Origin of the sequence: Deinococcus betulae, from assembly GCF_020166395.1 — a bacterium.
In the GTDB taxonomy this organism is placed as follows: Bacteria; Deinococcota; Deinococci; order Deinococcales; family Deinococcaceae; genus Deinococcus; species Deinococcus betulae.
In genome coordinates this window covers 133,874-150,320 of the sequence record NZ_JAIQXU010000007.1, presented here as the reverse complement: position 1 = coordinate 150,320, position 16,447 = coordinate 133,874, and the positions used below count along the sequence as shown (strand labels likewise).

Below are 16,447 nucleotides of genomic sequence, written 5' to 3'. Positions count from 1 at the left end.
TAACGCAACGGCTGCCACCGGCAGCGGTGACGTGCTGGTGCGCTGCAACCTGGATTCCAGCCCCTTCCTGGGCTACTGGGATGACACCAAGTGGAACGCCAACGGCAGCCTGGACCTGCTGAACGGCACCAAGAAGCTGAACATCGTGCTGAGCACGGCGTTTGAGCCGACGGAAGAAGAAAGCAACGCTGAGGACGGCAGCCGCTACAGCTACGCCCTGACGGCCACAGCGGGCGCGCACCAGTGGACGGCCTCCACGGGCCTGTACACCGCCACGGTCGATTACTACATCGGCTGGTAAGCCCCTCTCCTACTCCGAGGTTCTACCCATGAAACGATTTGCACTGCTGCTTCCCTTGCTGCTCGCCGCCTGCGGGACGACTTCTGCGCCCCAGCTGAACGCCCAACCTTCTATCTCTGGTGTGGACTACGTGGCGTCGTTTGAAGCGACTGTTCTGCGTGACCTCCAAAACCTGGGACTGACGAGTGATCTCAGCGCCCAGGCGGTTGCCTCCAAGTCGTATCTCAATGTCCTGAAGCTCACTGACAGCTCTGCACGCGCCTACGTCAAGACCACCTACCCGGCGGCCACCGCCTGCACCGTCAACTGGGGCGACGGCATGACGGAAAGCGTCTTGACGCCCACACCAGCTGATGTCAGCACGGAGAAGAAGGACCACAGCTACACGTCGAGTGGAACCTTTACCATCACGCTAACGTGTGGGACAGACGTTAAAACTGCTGCGTTCACTGCTGTCATCCCTGTGCCCGCATCCAGAAACCTATTTGACAGCCTTGCCTTCCAGTACCGTAATGGGTACAGCAATACTTTTTACCAGTATCTAGCCAGAACTGTGACCACTGACTTGGGGCTTCGTCTTGAGACGAGCGATAACAACCACTATCTTGTTGAAAATAACGCAAGTGGTTTCAAAGTGTTTCCAGATGGTCATAAGGCTATCGCGGGCTATTTGACCGCCGGACCTATGCGCATTCGCACAGAGAACGGAAATACATTTAACGTCGCCAGCATCAGCGCGGGAAATTGGGAGTCAGCAGAACCAACAACGTTGACTGCTTACGGTGTGAGTGGAAATGTTATTGGAACAACAACGTTTTCCAACTCGGCTGCCAATCAGCAGCCAGTGGCGACCAATACAGTGGCTTGGAATAACGTGAGCTACATTTCTATCGCTGGTACCAATCAATACAAACATTTCTTTGTAGACGACCTGGGATTCACGATCAACTGAGCTGAGAAGTCAAATCTCCTGCTTTCAAACCAGCCGCCCCCCGTGGGCGGTTTTTCATTCCCCTTCGGAGGTGATCCATGCACGGGAAACGGACAGAAAGAGGACCTCTGGGGATCAGGAGATGCCGTGCAGTAGGGTCATGTGGTGAACGCCTACCTCCTCACGGCCGTGATGACCGCAGTCAATGCCCTCACCAGTCTTGGGTTCTCCCTTGTGGCACTGAACAGCGTTGGAGAAGCGCAGGTCAATGCCGAGTATGCGGTGTCACGAAGTCTCAGTCTGGCCCTCTTGGCCGTCGCGCTCTTCGTGTGGCGGTCACGCCCAGCGTTGATTCTGCTGGCGCTCGTGATGACCGGCGTACAACTGGGGGACACGATCATTGGCATCCTGATCCACGATCCAATGAAGACGTTTGGACCGTTGCTGCTGGCCGTACTCACCGCTGGCGCTGCCTTCCGGCTCTCAAGAACGCCAGAGCGTCGGTAAAGCGGAGCAGGCCTCCTGGGTGAGGGGCGCCCTCTTCAGAAGACACGTGAAGGCAAAAAATGGCCCCCAAATCTGGGGGCCTCCATCATTCAGAACGGGTTACTTCTTGGCTTTGCGGCCAGGCTTCTTGGCGCCAGTGGCGCGGCTCTTGCCGAGTGCTTGACCCTTGCTATAGCTGGCTTCAATCTTGGCGCGGGTTGCTGCGGCCAGCTCTTTGAAGTCCACCAAGCCCGCTTCAATGTTCTCCAGCGTCGCTTTCGGCTTGCTGCCCTTACGCCCGCCCGTCAGGCCTTTATTGGTCTCGTCAAACCAGGCATCAAACTCGGGGGTGTGGTCAAAGACCATATCCTTCACGGTCTTGCTGTACGTCTCATCACTGCCCCGGCGGGTGAATTGCTTGGGCAATTCAAAGCGGCTGGGCAGATCCGCCGCGTCAATCTTGCCTTCACGCACGGCGTCACGGAACTGCTTGATAAAGGCGTCGCTGCGCTGCGCGTTGGTCAGCTTCTCGATCTGGTCACTCAATTTGACGTACGGCATAAGGATAGTTATACGGGGGTGATATGAGGAAAGGCAAGCCAATCAAGAAACTGTTAGCTCGTAGTGGTCGTATTCGGCGCTATGAAAAGCTTTTTCCGTAAAGTACGACGCTTAAGGAGGCGTTCGCAGCTTGCATCAACTCGATGGGCAAGAAGAAACGATCTACCGGGATTGATGCGTGTTTACGCTTTCCTCTTGCTGCTCTCAAGTGGCTTCTCTGCCTTCTGGATTCTGGCCATTCTCTACACTCAGCTAATTGACCGTAAACGAGCAGCACTGCAAGTTTTCCCACAGGGGCTGAACGATGCGGCGGCGCTCATTCCTTTGACGGTAGCTGCGTTTGCCGCACTGCTCTTCAATGCTCAGCAGTCTGTGTCAACTGGTTCAAAGCGCCATCTGTGGTACGGACGAGCAGGCCGCTGTCTACTGGCGGCGTTTTACTTTTTCGGCGCCAGCTTCATCGCTGGAATTGGCAGCCGCCTGATGGACGCCGATACCTTCGATGGCTGGCGCATGGGCTGGCTTCTCAACCTCTTGGCGCAAATCACGCCAGGCATGGCGTTCATTGAGGCGATGCTGGCCTGTGCCGCCCTCGTTATGGGCATTTGGTACTACACCCGTACCATGTTTTCCCGAGAGTAAATACTTCAGGTCCACGATGGCCCCTGCTTTGGCGGGGGTTTGTCATTCCCCCTCTGGAGGCAGGATGCACAACAGCGCGTATCTGGCCCGGCGCGGCTGGGTAGACTCAGTTTCTAGGTCTGAGGGCAAATTGATGCCTGACAGCCAGGTGTTGACCGTACTACATGGGTCTTACTATAGGATTTCTCTGTGCCTTTGACAGATCCTAAGTTGATTCAGGACGCTTTTGATGCCAAATCCAACCTTTACAGCGCTCTAGCTAAAAAGGTTTCAGTCTTGATAGAAGAATTGCTCTCCTTCGAGGAAATCAGGCCTCATAGCATCCCTTCTAGAGTTAAGAATATAGAGAGCCTGAAGAAAAAATGTATTAAAAAGGCTAAATATGTTTCTATCGATGAAGTTACAGACATTGTTGGTATTAGAATAATAACATTGATGGAAAGTGATATTGATAGAGTTGCGGAAGTTATAGAGAGGGAGTTTGAAATAGACAAGGCTAATTCTATAGATAAGAGGTCGGCTATAGAGCCTGACAAGTTTGGTTATCTGTCGCTTCATTACGTGGTTAGACTTACTGATGAGCGGATTAAAATGACAGAATATTCTCAATATAAAGACTTACCGTTTGAGATTCAGATCAGATCAGTTTTACAGCATGCTTGGGCCGAAATTGAGCATGATTTGGGATACAAAGCTCAAAATGAAATTCCTAAGTTGCTCAAGAGGAAGTTTTCTCAGGCTGCCAGTCTGCTTGAAGTGGCAGATCGAACCTTCAATGAGATAAAAAGAGAAATAGACGACTATGTAAATAAAGTAAAGAGTCAGATTAACGATCCGCAGTCGGAAATACTAATTGACTTAACTTCTCTAACTACATTTGTAGAAGGTCCTATGGTGCGTAAAGTTGAAGATGAGATTATCTCGGCTACGGGTATTTTTTTAAGTAATTCGATCTCACCTTCGCTTATAGATCGTCTCTTGCGAGCTGGGTTCACTACGATTGGTCAATTGTCCGCCTACTATCAGAAAAATATTGAGGATATTAAGAAATTTGAGATTAATGACTATGAGGCGGCTTCTAATATTGTCAATTTTGTATCGTCTCCGAAAGGATTCTCTATACATGGGATGTGTCTGCTAAAAGATTTTCGATCTGGGGCTGATATAGAAGAAATTCTGGGACTTAACGAAGAAGTAGATGAAAATAACTACATTGATCAAGATCTAGCCAGGGAAACCTTGAACGTTTTAAAGAGAATGGTCCATTAGGGAGGTAGTTCTTATATTATTCATCTGTGTATGTCAGAAACAGAAAAACTCTAAAGAACTTGACCTCTTCATGTTCACAGGGGTTTTGACCTGCTAGTCAGCCCTCTGGCTTCATTTCCGCTGAAGCCAACTCTGACTGTGATGTCAAGCTGCTTCCCACATCCACCCCACGAAACAACGCCCCCGGCCAGCGCTGGGGGCGCTCGTGTATCGGGAGGAGGAGAGCCGGCGGGACTGAGGCAAATCGCTCAAATTGAGCGTTTTCTTGAATTCAAGAATTCAGGAATTACTGAGTTTTTTTGAGTCGCCCTCAATCGGCTCCACCGTGAGGCGCAGGCCGAGAAGACCAAGCATCTCAGCCCAACGCGCGGGCACCTGGCTGGTGCTTCCGCTCAGCATGCGGTTGACATAGACACGGTCCACGCCTAGCTCATCGGCCACTGCCTGCTGCGTCAGTCCTCGCTCTTTCATGACCTTCTTGACTTGAGCGCGGATGTCCTCGTTCACAAACCTCAAGGTAACACCTCCTGGGAAATTGCCCGTACAACTCACCACCAGCTAAGGGCAATAGTAACGCTTGACGTAACGTAACGCAAGAGGTTACTATTGATGTACAGAAAAGCCCCACCGAACTTTGGACGGCGAGGCGAGGGCTTCTCTGTAAACCCCTGGAGGTTCGTATGCAGTATGACGCGCAGAGCACCAAAGTTCCCGCCCTCAGCCGCACCTGGCACGCTGAAGTGACTTACCGCGAGTGCGGCGTGGTCACGGGCCACAGCACCCACACCGTCACCATCAGCCGCCGCACGGGCGTCTTCACCGCTGAGATTGACGGCCAGCCGGCCACGGTCCACGATGCCGCCCGCATCCTCACCGGCTCCAAGTTGACCGTGCTGAGCGAGGTCATCCCCTTCCCGGCGAGCATGGCCCGTGCTCTGGGGCGGAGCGCATGAGCGTCACCGTCAACGGCAACCCCGTCCCAGAGCTGATGGACGCTCGGATTACCCCCGACAAGCGGCACCTCATCCTGTACATCAACGATCAGGGGGTGTACACCACCCGCCGCATCAACATGGCGCGGCAGGGTGCAGGAATGCTCTCTGTCAACCCAGCCTTCGGAACCGTGATGTTCGTGCGGGGCGTGAAGGAGGTTCAAGACGCCTCCTTCAGCCGCGTGATTCGCACGCTGGTGGGCGTCTACGCCTGCCGCCGTGACCTGGCCGAAGCGCTGGTGTGTCTGCTGTGGCGCCAGGAAGAGAGTTACCCCGACTGGCGAGAACCTGTCCGGGAGGGCGTTCCAGCCGCTCCCCTTGCCAACGCCGCCGACTAGCTGAACGCCCCAGACCCGCCCGCCCCACGAGAGGCGGGCGTTGCCTTAGGCCCGTCGCTAAATCGGAATTACCGTTTCACCCGTAACTATTGAGCGGGTGGCCACCCAGATCACATCCCTGGAGACGCTATGAGCCCCAACAGGAAAGGCAAGTCCCGCAAAGTCCGTCAGCCGCGCATCCCACCCCTGAGCCAAATGCCTACTGCACAGGTCACGCTCTACACCGAAGTGAATGCCGCCATTGAACTGATGGGCACGCAGGCTCTGGAAATTGCCGTCTATGACATGCGCTACCTGCACCCCGTCGTGCTGGTCATCACGCAAAACTTCACCGAACCGGGTCACATGGCCAACGTTGTGATTCAGGCGAAGACCACGGATAAGCGCGGGCGGCAACGCAAGGCCATGAACTCTGGCCCAGCAGAGAAGCTGTTCATCTCGTGGACTTCCAACGCCGTCAATCTGCTGCATGGCCTGACGCGCAACGAGATGGCCCAGCTGTGCGGTATGACCCGCTATGACATGCGCCTGGACTGGTATTGCAAGACGATTGCCAAGGTCTGCCGCAAGGTGCTGCACTTGGAAGTCGGCTGGTATAAGGGCCGCTTCCGGGTGCTGACAGCCAAGCAGGTGCGGGCCAAGGAAACGACCTTGGTGCGTCATAACGTGGTCGGCGGCGCCAAGCGGGCAGATGATCGCCTCGATATTCAAACTGGCCAGAAGTACAAGGCGACGGGTACGGTTCAGGTGCAGGCCACGCTCTTCGAAAATGAGGAGGCCGCTGAAATGGGGATTGATCTGAAGGATGCCAGTGACTGAGGTTCGGACTCTTCCGCTGGCCGAGTTGCAGGCCCACCCCTGGCAGGTGAACGTCCCCGACATCACGGGCAGGGAGTGGGCAGAGTTCAGGGCCGATATCGAGAGCCGGGGCGTACAGGAGCCTATTCGAGTCAGCCTGCGGACTGGCGTGCCCGTCATCGTGGATGGCCACCAGCGGGTGCGTGCGGCGCGTGAGGTGGGGTACAGCCATATCCCGGCGATGGAAGCTGTCTTTGCCGATGAGGGCGAGGAGGTGAAATTCCTGTCCAGCGCCGCGCAGTATCGGCGGCACCTGACCGTCATGCAGCGGGCAGACATCGGCCTAGCGCGTGAAGCATACTTCTCTGCTATGGCGGCGGAGCGCAAGGGTGGTAGACCCAAGAAGCAGGAATCTGAAAACCTGGAGTCAAATGGCTCCAAGTTTTTGGGCCGGGAGGGGCGTACCAGCAAGCAAGCTGCTGATGCTGTGGGCTTGAGCGAAAAGACATACCAGCGCGCCAAGACCATCATTCAAAGTCCTGCCGCCCCGGTCATTCGCCAGGCTGTAGACGCTGGGGAGCTGAGTGTGTCAGCCGGCGCCACGCTGGCCCGCCGTGCGGGCACGACCGTCAACCAAGCCATGATTGACGGCCACCTGAACGCCCTGCAGGCCGCTGAGATTGAGCGGAACAAAGACCTGAAGCGCGCCGTGGAATCGGGCGAGAAGTCGCCGCAGGAGGCGGTGAAAGTCCATGAGCAGATGAAAGCCGCTCTGGCTGCTGACAACAAAGCGCGCGGCACAGAGACCTGTATCAAGATGGAAGGCCTGCTGACCGAGATGGAAGACGCCCTAAATGACGACCTCTACATGAAGGTGCTCACCAGTCGCTACAACGCCGAAGAGTGGAATGGGGACTTTGCGGCGCGGTGGCAGCAACTCATCCGGCGAATGCAGGACGCGGCGCGCCGAGCGGAAGTGCAGGCCCAGACAGTGGACGCCGAACGGGCCGCCCTAAACTAAGTCATGGACAGCCTTGAACTCCTGACGGTCAAGCAGGCCGCCGCCGAGATCATGATGAGTGAGCAAAGCATCCGGCGGCTTGCGAAGACTGGCAAACTGGCTTCTCTGAACGAAGACGGGCAGGTGCTGATCAAACCCGAGAGCTTGGAAGCCTACGCGGCGGCGCAGCCTCACCCGCCCATCTACATGTGTACGCTGCGCGCCTGTCAGCAAATCCTGGGGAAGTCTCAGCGGCTCAAGATGTACAGCCCTTACAAGTCGGGCAAGTTGCCGGTGGACTCGTATGAAGCCCATCTGGAGCGGAGCAGACCGCACATGGAGGCGCTTATCTCGGCACTGAAGGTCAAAGACTATGCGGCGGCCGATCAGGCGCGGGAGGGGATGTGGCGGGAGAGGATCGATTACGAAATGCTGTATGCCCCCATTGAAGCAGGCGAGGTGCGCCAGCGACCCGAGAAGCCCGACTGGGCAACAGGTCTGGATGATGCTCCCTTAAATTGACAACCGTTGGTTGACACCGCCCCTGACCCAGTGGGCGGTGTCTTCGTTGAACTCATCTCAGGAGGCGCAGCATGCTGGACCCAGCCGAACAGGAACGGATTATTTGCATGGAAGCGCAGAAGGCACTGAGTGCCGGCCTGACCGTCACTGATGTGCGGAGAGTAGCTGTATTGCTCGGCGCTAAAGATATGAATCTTGGTGCGCAGTTGCGTGCATTAGCTTGCCAGCGGCTGCCAGATGAGGCCAAGCGGATTTTGAGATGACCCCCGCAGAGGTAGCGGTTTAAGCTGCGAAGTATGACTCAACGCCCAGAGTTGGACGCTGAAACGAAGGCTCGTATCGAGGCAGAAGAAGCGTACCGAGCGCAGGTGCAAGCGCAGCAGCGGTCCCAAAGCAAGGGTCGTGGCATGGGGTGTGGTCAAGCATTGCTCTGGTGCGTCGGCATCATCGTGTTCTTCGGTGTTCTAACGCAGCTCAGAGGTGGTGGTGACCCGCACAGTCGGCCTGTAACCGCCACAGAGTACGCAGATTGGCCCTTCCAGTTCAGTAGTGGCACCTTGACCTGCCAGCCAGATCAGGCCATTACCCTCGCTCAAGCCAACAGCACGAACGTCTACGCGCTCAACGGCACCGCTCTGGGCCAGGCCAAGGCACAGGGATGGTACGAGTTCAGCGCCGCGTATCGGGGCGAAGGGAGCGTCGGTCGCCTCATTGAAGATGGACTCAAGCTCTGCTAAGTCTGTGAAAGCCATCTGACGCAGTGGGCAGCGGCCAGAGACGGGCGGCCCCTGCTCAAGATCTGGGAAGGGATTGCTGTGGCGGGGGGATAAGCTGCAGAGGTGAACACTGAACCTGCTCAAGCTCCACGGTGCAAGATTTTGCGAGAGGAAGGCAGCATTCGTCTTTTCATCGATGATGAACACATATCTGAGGAAGAATTTGATTTCAAAATCGGAGAGCGTAAGCATTTAATTAAAGATGACGATGGTAAAGAAATTTTAGCAACAGATACCTATATTATGGCCGGCTCTTTGATGATGCTTGAACCATTGAAAGATATCTCCTTAGCAGATCTATCTGGAATTATTATTATGATTTCTGAAAGTTCTGCTAGTCTCAATTCTTCTCTAGTAGAGGATAATCGATTAGTCGTTGATTCGGGTAGCGGTACGGCATCTTATACATTGAATTTGAAATATGATGATTGGACAATGAACTTTAGCCCAAGAGAGTTTCTAGACGGTATTACTAAAATGTACTGGGAATATTTTGAGTTAGAAGAATCATTAGAGGGCATTGAGTTAGATAGCATCCCGATTATTTGGAAATTGGAGGCACAGGTTAGAGAGGTAATCGAAGAGAGTATGAGCATCACAAAACAGTTAATTAAAGATACGATCGATCTATTGAGTAGCGAGAAATCAGAGGGTCTGATTAGCCTTGAATTTGATTTTCCCCCGCATCTAAAATTTGCTTGTGAGCAATATCTGATGTATTTTGGTCAATTTCTAAAAGATGCTGGTGAAAACGTTGATTTAGAATTGAGCCACCATGATGGCAAAACTCTGTTTTCCGTCGTTCCAGAAAACAAGGACATCGGCCTTTCTAAAATCAACGAAGCCCTCTCTATTTATCTGAGCCTCTCAGAGAACCGCAGTCCCGCTCAAGGCTCATTGTCTCTTGCGGAAAGTAGGACGCAAGCTGTGATCGCAGGCTACCAGTCGCAAATTATGTCTCTACAGGTTGAGAACAATGCAAGGAATTTAGAGCTAAGAGCTGCTCGAATAACGCTCACAGGTCAACAGAACCTGATCGGCCAGCAAGGTGAAATGATCGCTAGACAGAGCGAGATTATGGCTGATCAGGCTAAGGCGCTGGCAAATTCAACACAGTCTGGGAACATCCTCGCGGAATCACTTAGGATTCAGGAGGAGGAAACGGAAGACGTTATTGGAGGTGTAGTTAAGGTGAAAGCCTACGATATAGGTCCTCTCCAGCTTGATATTCCTGAGGCACTTAGGAAAGTAAAGGATCTGTTCAAGAGAGACTAGAAGTAACTCTGAAGTCACTGAAGCAACGTCTCCAGCCAGAGTCGGGAGTATTGTCTTTCCCTGCAATCACACCTTCCTACCGCCCCCCGTGGGCGGTTTTTCATTCCCCTTCGGAGGCACCCTTATGACCCAGACCTCTCTTGGTGATCTGGTCCTCACGCCCGTTCTCGACCTGGGTGACGTGCACACGCAGCTGGCCAAGTACCGGCAGTTCGTGGAGCGCGAAACCGGCGTCAAGATCATCGTGGACGCCCGCGAGTCCCTGAACTCCCTAGACCGTGTCAAGCGTGACCTGGCCCAGGTGGGTGACCTGAACCGGCAGCAGACGGCCCAGCAGACCCAGAACGCCCGGCTGCTGGGCGCCCAGTACCAGGCCAGCATGCGCGCCTTGCAGGAACAGAATGCGACGGTGATCGCGGCCCACCGTGCCCAGACAGCGGCAGGGAGAGCGGAGGCCGCCGCTGCGGCGGAACGCACCGCGCGCATCCGGGAACAGCAGGCCCAGCTGCGGCTGACGGCGCAGCTGGCCACCCAGGCGGCCCGTGACGAGAAGCAGCGTTCCATGGCCAGCGTCAATGCTCTTGACCAGCAGACCCGCGCGTACCGCAACCTCTGGCAGGCCCGGCAGCTGAGTGATGACGAGATCATCGAGGCTCAGCGCCGCATCCACAGCCAGGCGCTCATCCAGGCGCAGGCCGTGGACAAAACCTCTGATGCCTATCGCCGGCTGACCCAGGTGGCCGCCGCTGCCCAACGGACGATGGACCAGGCGAGTGGACAAAATACGCCTGGCAGCTTCTCTGCTGGCGTGCATCAGGGCGTGTTGTCGGCTCTCGGGAACCTGGGCCCCTTCGGACAACTGGCCGAGCAGCTGGGCATGATTTACCAGCAATACCGTGCCGCTCAGACTGAGATGCGGGACGCTGGCGCCGACGTGGGCCGCGCGGCTAGTGACGGCCTGAGTGAAGGTCTGCGTATCCGTCAGGACGAGGTGAAGAAGGAAGGACGCGAGACGGGCGAAGCTCTGGAGAGGGGCGTCAAAGAGGCGCTTGATATCCACAGCCCCAGCCGGGTCTTGCGCCGAGTGGGTAGCTGGGCCGCAGACGGGTTTGTGGACGGCGTGCGGTCAAAAGGCGACGAGGCCCTGTATGCGGGCCGGCTGCTGGGTCAACAGGCTCAGCGTGGCCTCCAGAGCGTCAACCTGTCCGCTGACTTCGGCATTGGCCCAGGAACAGGCTTGGGTCTGTTCAGTTCAACGGGTGGCGGTTTCGGTGGACAGGTCAGTGGCATGGCAGGCGCCGCAGCGGACACGAAGGAAGCCGTTGACGCGCTGAATAGCCTGCCTGAAGCAGCAGCGGCTGCGGAACTGGGCGCCGCAGGCATGGAGATTGCCGCCGAGGGCATGGGCGGCGCCGTCGAGCAGGCCGCTGAGCACGTTCAGAGTCTGCGTGATGCCCACCGCGAAGCAGACCCTGCCGCCCGCGCCACAGCGGTTGCGGAGGCGCGCAATGCCATCGCGTTCGCCGCCACGACAGCGGCTGTAGGGGCGCTGGCCTTCGCCATCGTCACCGGCACGCAGCGCGCCGCCGAGTTTGAAGCCCAGATGGCGGAAATCAGCTTGCTGACAGACAAGCTCCCCAGCGAACTGGGGCGCATGGGGAATGCCCTGCTGAAGATGACCGTTGATACCAGCCGTTCCTTCCGAGAACTGAAGGAAGGTTTGGATGAAGTGCAGGGTGCGTCTGTCCGTGGGACTGAGAGTGAGGAAGCCGCCCTGAGCTTCCTGCGCACGGCAGCCGATCTCTCTAAGGTGGCCCGCGCTGAGGTGAAGGTGGGGGCCGATGTGCTCACGAGCCTGCTCAACGCCTACGGCATGAGTGCCAGCGACGCGGCCCGCGTCAGCGACATGCTGTGGGCCAGCATCAAGGCCGGCAAGATTACCCTGGCCGAAGCTGCCCAGAGCATCGGCTCGGTGGCCGGTCAGGCCAAAGAACTGAACGTCCCCATGGAAGAGCTACTGGCGGCCACGGCCCTGCTCACCAGCCGGGGTCTGCCGACCGGCACGGCCCTGGATTACCTGCGAGGCGTGTTGACCGCCATCCAGAAGCCGACCAAGGAAGCCAAGGACAAGGCGAAAGAACTGGGGATCGAATTCAGTGCCACGGCCTTGAAAACCATGGGGCTGGTGCAGTTCATGGATCAGATGGGGCGCGGGGTGGGCGAGAACAGTGAGGCGCTGAGCACCCTGATTGGCGACGTGGGCGGCCTGAACGCGGCCATCGGTCTACTCAAGGGCGGCTTGGGCGATACGGGCGGCATTCTGGACAAAGTCCGCAACAGCACAGGTGAGCTGTCCCGCGATGTCCAGAAGCTCAAAGGCACGGCCACGGAGAACGTCAAGCAGTTCCATGCCGCCTGGGAGCGGGTGCAGATCCTCTTCAATGGCACTCTGCTGAAGTCGTTCACCAAGTTCCTGCAAGAAGGCGTCACGCCGCTGCTCGAAAAGCTGGGCGACCTTCAGACCAAGCTGAACGAAGCGTCTACGCCGAAGGAAATCAAGGCGACCCTCAAGATCGACTGGGCCAAAGACGACGCCACCACGATGGCCTACAAACTGATCTTCGGTGCGGGCCAAGCCATCAAGGAAGCCAGCACTGTGGCCACGGCCGCTGCGGCGTTACCGGTGCAGGGCGTGTTTGCCACGCTGGGCCAGCTCCAGCAGCGCCAGGCGGCGATTGACCTGCGTGAACAGCTGGTGGCCAGCGGCCTGATGGAAGGTGGGGCGAAGAATTATCTCAATCAGATTGAGGCGATTCTGGCGAACTATGCCAAGTACCTGAAGCTCTACACAGACGCCGTGGAGAAAGGCGCACAGGCTCTGGGCAAGCCCGCTGGCAACATGGCGAACACGCCCCTCAGAGGTGAAGGGCCTCTGTTACCCGGGCAGACCCGGGTGGGGGACGATGTGTCTGGCCTCGCCACCGTAGGACTCATGGGGCTGGCTGGCCGGGGACGTGGCACGCCGTACAACGGCACGTATTTTGGCAATCAGCGCCACAACGGCGAGGACATCTTTGCGCCGGTGGGCACTGAGATGGTGGCGCCCTGGGCGGGATACGTCACGAAACGTTGGTCTGAGACCACAGGTCACATCATTGAGATGATTGATGCGCAGGGTCAGAAGCTGCTGCTGGGACACCTCGACAAGTACGCGCCGGGCCTGGAAGCGGCCATTGAGAAAGCTGGCGGCAAGTTGCTGGTCAAGCAGGGCTCTTTGCTGGGCTACGTCGGGCAAACGGGCAGCTTGGCGCATAAGGATCTGGGGCCCTCAAATGCTCACGTCCACATCATGGGCTACAGCGCCCGAGGGGTGGAACAAGACCCGTTCAAGATGACCTTCAAGCCCGTAACAGCGGCGGGGGGCGTGATCATACCCAAGCCATCCACAAGTCTCCCGAAGGCAGAGGAGAAAGACCTCAAAGACTACAGCCTCACCTTGGCCGACTGGAACAAGAACCAGGCACGCGCCCTGGAGTTGGCCCGTGAGGCGGCCAAGGCCGAGAGCGACCTGACGGGGCGGCGCGGCCTGCAAGTAGACGCCGCTATGCGCCAGTGGGCCGGCGAGGACAAAGCCCGTCAGGCCAGCTATCAACTGGCGCTCCAGCTGACGGCCAGGCAGCGCCAGGCTCAGCAGCAAGCCGAGGCAGACCAGAAGCGGGCCAGTGAGCAGGCCAAGCGTGATCGGGACGCCACTGACCGTGAAGCCCAGCAGAAACAGAAGGAAGCCGAGCAGCGTGCTGCCAAGATTCGTGAGGCCTTGGCCCAGGGCCGAGTTGAGGCAGCCAGCCTGGAACTGGGGCGTCTAGAAGAGGACCGTACCCGTGACCTGCGCGAGGCTGGGGAAAATGCTCAGAAGGTCGCGCAAGTGGAACTGCGCTATGCCCAGCTGACCTATGACGCTCGGAGGGCCATCGCGGAGAAAGAGCGTCAGGAACGGGATACAGGAATCAGGAACGACAAGAACCTGAATGCCGCAGCCCGTGAATTGAAGCTGGACAACAGTGGGAAAACCTATGACAACGCGATACGCGCCGCCGAGAATGCCCTGAAGACTGCCCAGAACAAGATCGCGGCAGATATCACGCAGCAAAGTATTGAGGCTGGGGGCGCGATGGGGGCGGCCATTACGGAGGGCTTGGAGGAAGGCTTGGCTCTGGATGAAGCCATGCGACAGGCTTTGGAGGAAGGCATTGCTGCAGGGAATGAAGCGCTGGACAGTCTTGACCTGACGCAACTCGGCGGACGCGAACTGGCCCAGGTTGCTCAGACGCTTATTCCTGCTGAAAAGACATTCCTGACCCTCTATGACCGGCTGATGGGGCTCAAGCACGAGATGGAAGACCCCCGCGCTATCGCCGGTTTCATGCAGGTCATTCAGGACTTTGGAGTTGCGGGCCGCCTCACTGCCGAGCAGGTACAAACGCTGCTGGACGTAATTAACGATCTGGCTCAGGCCCCAGAGGCTGCCTGGCTGCTGGACTTTGATGAGCAGCAGGAGCGCGATACCCGGAAGTACGGCAACACCGACGCTGTCATGGACTACGGCACGCGGATGTCCTATGGGGTGGGGGCCGAGGGCCTGGCTGCCGCCCTGAAGGGCTACGGGGTGCGCTCAATTGAGGAACTGCTAACCATCAATCCGGCGGCAGCGGCCAGCATTCAACGTGTCTACGCTGACGTGTTCACCCAAATGCAGGCTGACCTGGAACGTGCCGCCCAGGAAAGCCTGAACATTCTGGCTTACTACCGCGAAGAGGCTGAGCGCATCGCAGACCAGACGGCACGTGATGCCGACGTGGGAACGCGCGCGATTGAGGACCGCGACCTCGATACAGTCAACCGCTACAGCCAGCTCGGCCCCGGCATGATGCTGAATTTCCTGGGCGGCGCGGGGAATGAATGGTTCGGGGACAAGTTCAGCGGACTGGGGGAAGCCGGGCGCACCGCTTTCCTGGAGAAGCTGAATGCCATTACTCCTGAGGATTTCAGCGCGGTGCCAGTGGCCCTGCTGAAGTCCATGCAAACCAAAATAGGTGACGGCGCCGAGTGGCAGACTTTGAAGAAGACGCTGAGTGACGCGCTAAGCGTTCGCCTGGACCGGGAAAGCACTGATGCGGGCTGGAAAGACCTGGGGGTCATTGGAGAGGAAATCGGCAAGCTGGACACTCGCAGCAGCACCTATGCCACCACCCTTAAGGACAAGTTCGTGCCTGCCCTAATGGCCCTGCGAGACCGGGTGACTGATCCCACACTCAAAGAAGCTATTGGCAATGTCCTAGACGGCATTGACACTCAGGTGGCCAACGTCCAGACGTTGAAAAATGCTCAGGATGAATTGGCCGAGGCAATGGGACAGACGAAAAAGCCTTATGCCTCCCAGATCGAATCTCTGGAACAGCTGAAGAAGACCATGCCAGAGGCAGCGGCTGAAATTGACCGGCTGATTGCCAAGTGGCGCGAGTTGAGTAAAGAGGTGGAAACCAGCGCTGGACTAGATAAAGCCGCTGGCCAGATCGGTCAAATCGGCGGGGCCTTCAGCAAGTTGTTCGCGGGGACCGACGCCGGCACCTTCTTAGACGGCATGTTCAACAACGCCACCCTGGGCGTGAAGGCCTTCACTCAGTTCATGACCGGCGATTTCGTAGGGATGGCCGCCACCACGGTGGAATGGGTGAGCAACATCATCCAGACCGTCGAGAACCTGAATTCAGGCCTTAAAGCTTGGAAGCAGAACATGGCTGAGGTCGGCAAAGAAAGCGCGCGCGGCGCTGGGATGTCCGGTGGCATCTTCGGCAACCCCTACGCGGAAGAGCTGCGCCGAAACGCTGTCAACGCTGAGAAGCTCTCCAACAGCAACGGCATTCAGCGCTTCCTGTGGGGCGCATTCGGTGGGACGCCTCAGGTGCTGTCTGCCGAGGCCACGAAGATGAAAGTTCAGGCCGCTGAGATTTTCGCGGACCTGGGGCAGAGCATCGGGTCAGCCCTCACCGACAGTTTGATGGACGCCTTCCTGAAGGCCGATTTCAGCGGGGTGCAGGAAGCGATGGACAAGACCCTGAATACGTTCATCGTCAAGACCGCGATGGAGGCGGTGATTAAGAAGAGCCGGCTGAAAGACCTGATTGAAGACTTTGCCGATGAGGCAGCGCGTGGTGGCGATACCAGCGACGAGGCGGCGGCGATCCGAGGTGAGTTCGCGGCCGTGACGCAGACCTTTGCCAGCATGGCTCCTGGGATGCCTGGCTACGGCAGCAACCTGGGCAATCTGGATACCCGAGGCGTGGACACCACCGGGCTGAGCACGCTGCCTGAACCCATTCAGTTCGCGCTGGCTACCCCGCTGCTGGAAGGCGTGCGGGGCATCAAAGACGCGGCGGGCGTGCTGCTGGAAGGGGCCACCATCATCCGGGACGCGGCCAAGGCCGGCTTTCGGGTCACGGTGCAGCAGGAACAGGGCGCCGGGGGCTACCGCAGCACCACAGGGACGCTCGTCTGA

15 protein-coding genes and 1 pseudogene are annotated in these 16,447 nt (G+C 57.5%); 14 read left to right on the top strand and 2 right to left on the bottom strand.

Going from position 1 to position 16,447, the window contains the following annotated elements; all coding sequences use genetic code 11:
* From K7W42_RS07825 to K7W42_RS07815, 3 genes and pseudogenes are all read left to right on the top strand, one after another.
* A pseudogene (locus K7W42_RS07825) lies at window positions 1–301 on the top strand (hypothetical protein); the annotation flags it as partial.
* A gap of 28 nt (window positions 302–329) precedes the next feature.
* A complete protein-coding gene (locus K7W42_RS07820) occupies window positions 330–1,253 on the top strand; it encodes a hypothetical protein (RefSeq protein WP_224573661.1) in 924 nt (307 codons plus the stop codon).
* Between the two features lie 144 nt (window positions 1,254–1,397).
* Window positions 1,398–1,739 (top strand): hypothetical protein, encoded by a 342-nt coding sequence (locus K7W42_RS07815; protein WP_224573659.1) that lies wholly within the window; start codon window positions 1,398–1,400, stop codon window positions 1,737–1,739.
* Between the two features lie 99 nt (window positions 1,740–1,838).
* On the opposite strand, the gene K7W42_RS07810 is transcribed toward K7W42_RS07815, so the two are convergent.
* Window positions 1,839–2,279, bottom strand: a complete 441-nt coding sequence (locus tag K7W42_RS07810) for a hypothetical protein (RefSeq protein ID WP_224573656.1) — start codon at window positions 2,277–2,279, stop codon at window positions 1,839–1,841.
* 195 nt (window positions 2,280–2,474) lie between these two features.
* On the opposite strand from K7W42_RS07810, the gene K7W42_RS07805 reads away from it, so the two are divergent.
* Window positions 2,475–2,921: a hypothetical protein gene (locus K7W42_RS07805; protein ID WP_224573655.1), complete on the top strand. Its 447-nt coding sequence runs from the start codon at window positions 2,475–2,477 to the stop codon at window positions 2,919–2,921.
* A 189-nt stretch (window positions 2,922–3,110) separates the two neighbouring features.
* Window positions 3,111–4,190 (top strand): GTP pyrophosphokinase, encoded by a 1,080-nt coding sequence (locus K7W42_RS07800; protein ID WP_224573653.1) that lies wholly within the window; start codon window positions 3,111–3,113, stop codon window positions 4,188–4,190.
* A gap of 279 nt (window positions 4,191–4,469) precedes the next feature.
* On the opposite strand, the gene K7W42_RS07795 is transcribed toward K7W42_RS07800, so the two are convergent.
* The gene (locus K7W42_RS07795; protein ID WP_224573651.1) at window positions 4,470–4,697 is read right to left on the bottom strand and encodes a helix-turn-helix transcriptional regulator; all 228 of its coding nucleotides are present in this window, start codon (window positions 4,695–4,697) and stop codon (window positions 4,470–4,472) included.
* A 173-nt stretch (window positions 4,698–4,870) separates the two neighbouring features.
* Here K7W42_RS07795 and K7W42_RS07790 point away from each other — a divergent pair, with 173 nt between their 5' ends.
* From K7W42_RS07790 to K7W42_RS07750, 9 genes are all read left to right on the top strand, one after another.
* Window positions 4,871–5,143 (top strand): hypothetical protein, encoded by a 273-nt coding sequence (locus K7W42_RS07790; protein ID WP_224573649.1) that lies wholly within the window; start codon window positions 4,871–4,873, stop codon window positions 5,141–5,143.
* Complete coding sequence (locus tag K7W42_RS07785) at window positions 5,140–5,520, top strand: hypothetical protein (protein WP_224573646.1); 381 nt, start codon at window positions 5,140–5,142, stop codon at window positions 5,518–5,520. Before K7W42_RS07790 ends, K7W42_RS07785 begins: the two co-directional genes overlap by 4 nt.
* A 228-nt stretch (window positions 5,521–5,748) precedes the next feature.
* Complete coding sequence (locus tag K7W42_RS07780) at window positions 5,749–6,339, top strand: hypothetical protein (protein WP_224573644.1); 591 nt, start codon at window positions 5,749–5,751, stop codon at window positions 6,337–6,339.
* Window positions 6,332–7,339 (top strand): ParB/RepB/Spo0J family partition protein, encoded by a 1,008-nt coding sequence (locus tag K7W42_RS07775; RefSeq protein WP_224573642.1) that lies wholly within the window; start codon window positions 6,332–6,334, stop codon window positions 7,337–7,339. Before K7W42_RS07780 ends, K7W42_RS07775 begins: the two co-directional genes overlap by 8 nt.
* Window positions 7,340–7,342: 3 nt before the next feature.
* Window positions 7,343–7,840 carry a helix-turn-helix domain-containing protein gene (locus K7W42_RS07770; RefSeq protein ID WP_224573640.1) on the top strand — a complete coding sequence of 166 codons (498 nt, stop codon included), beginning with the start codon at window positions 7,343–7,345 and terminating at the stop codon, window positions 7,838–7,840.
* A 71-nt stretch (window positions 7,841–7,911) separates the two neighbouring features.
* Entirely contained in the window at window positions 7,912–8,103 is a 192-nt protein-coding gene (locus K7W42_RS07765; protein ID WP_224573638.1) for a hypothetical protein, read from the top strand.
* Between the two features lie 33 nt (window positions 8,104–8,136).
* Entirely contained in the window at window positions 8,137–8,577 is a 441-nt protein-coding gene (locus tag K7W42_RS07760; protein WP_224573636.1) for a DUF2511 domain-containing protein, read from the top strand.
* A 102-nt stretch (window positions 8,578–8,679) separates the two neighbouring features.
* Window positions 8,680–9,891: a hypothetical protein gene (locus K7W42_RS07755; RefSeq protein ID WP_224573634.1), complete on the top strand. Its 1,212-nt coding sequence runs from the start codon at window positions 8,680–8,682 to the stop codon at window positions 9,889–9,891.
* Window positions 9,892–10,015: 124 nt separating this feature from the next.
* Entirely contained in the window at window positions 10,016–16,447 is a 6,432-nt protein-coding gene (locus K7W42_RS07750) for a phage tail tape measure protein (RefSeq protein WP_224573632.1), read from the top strand.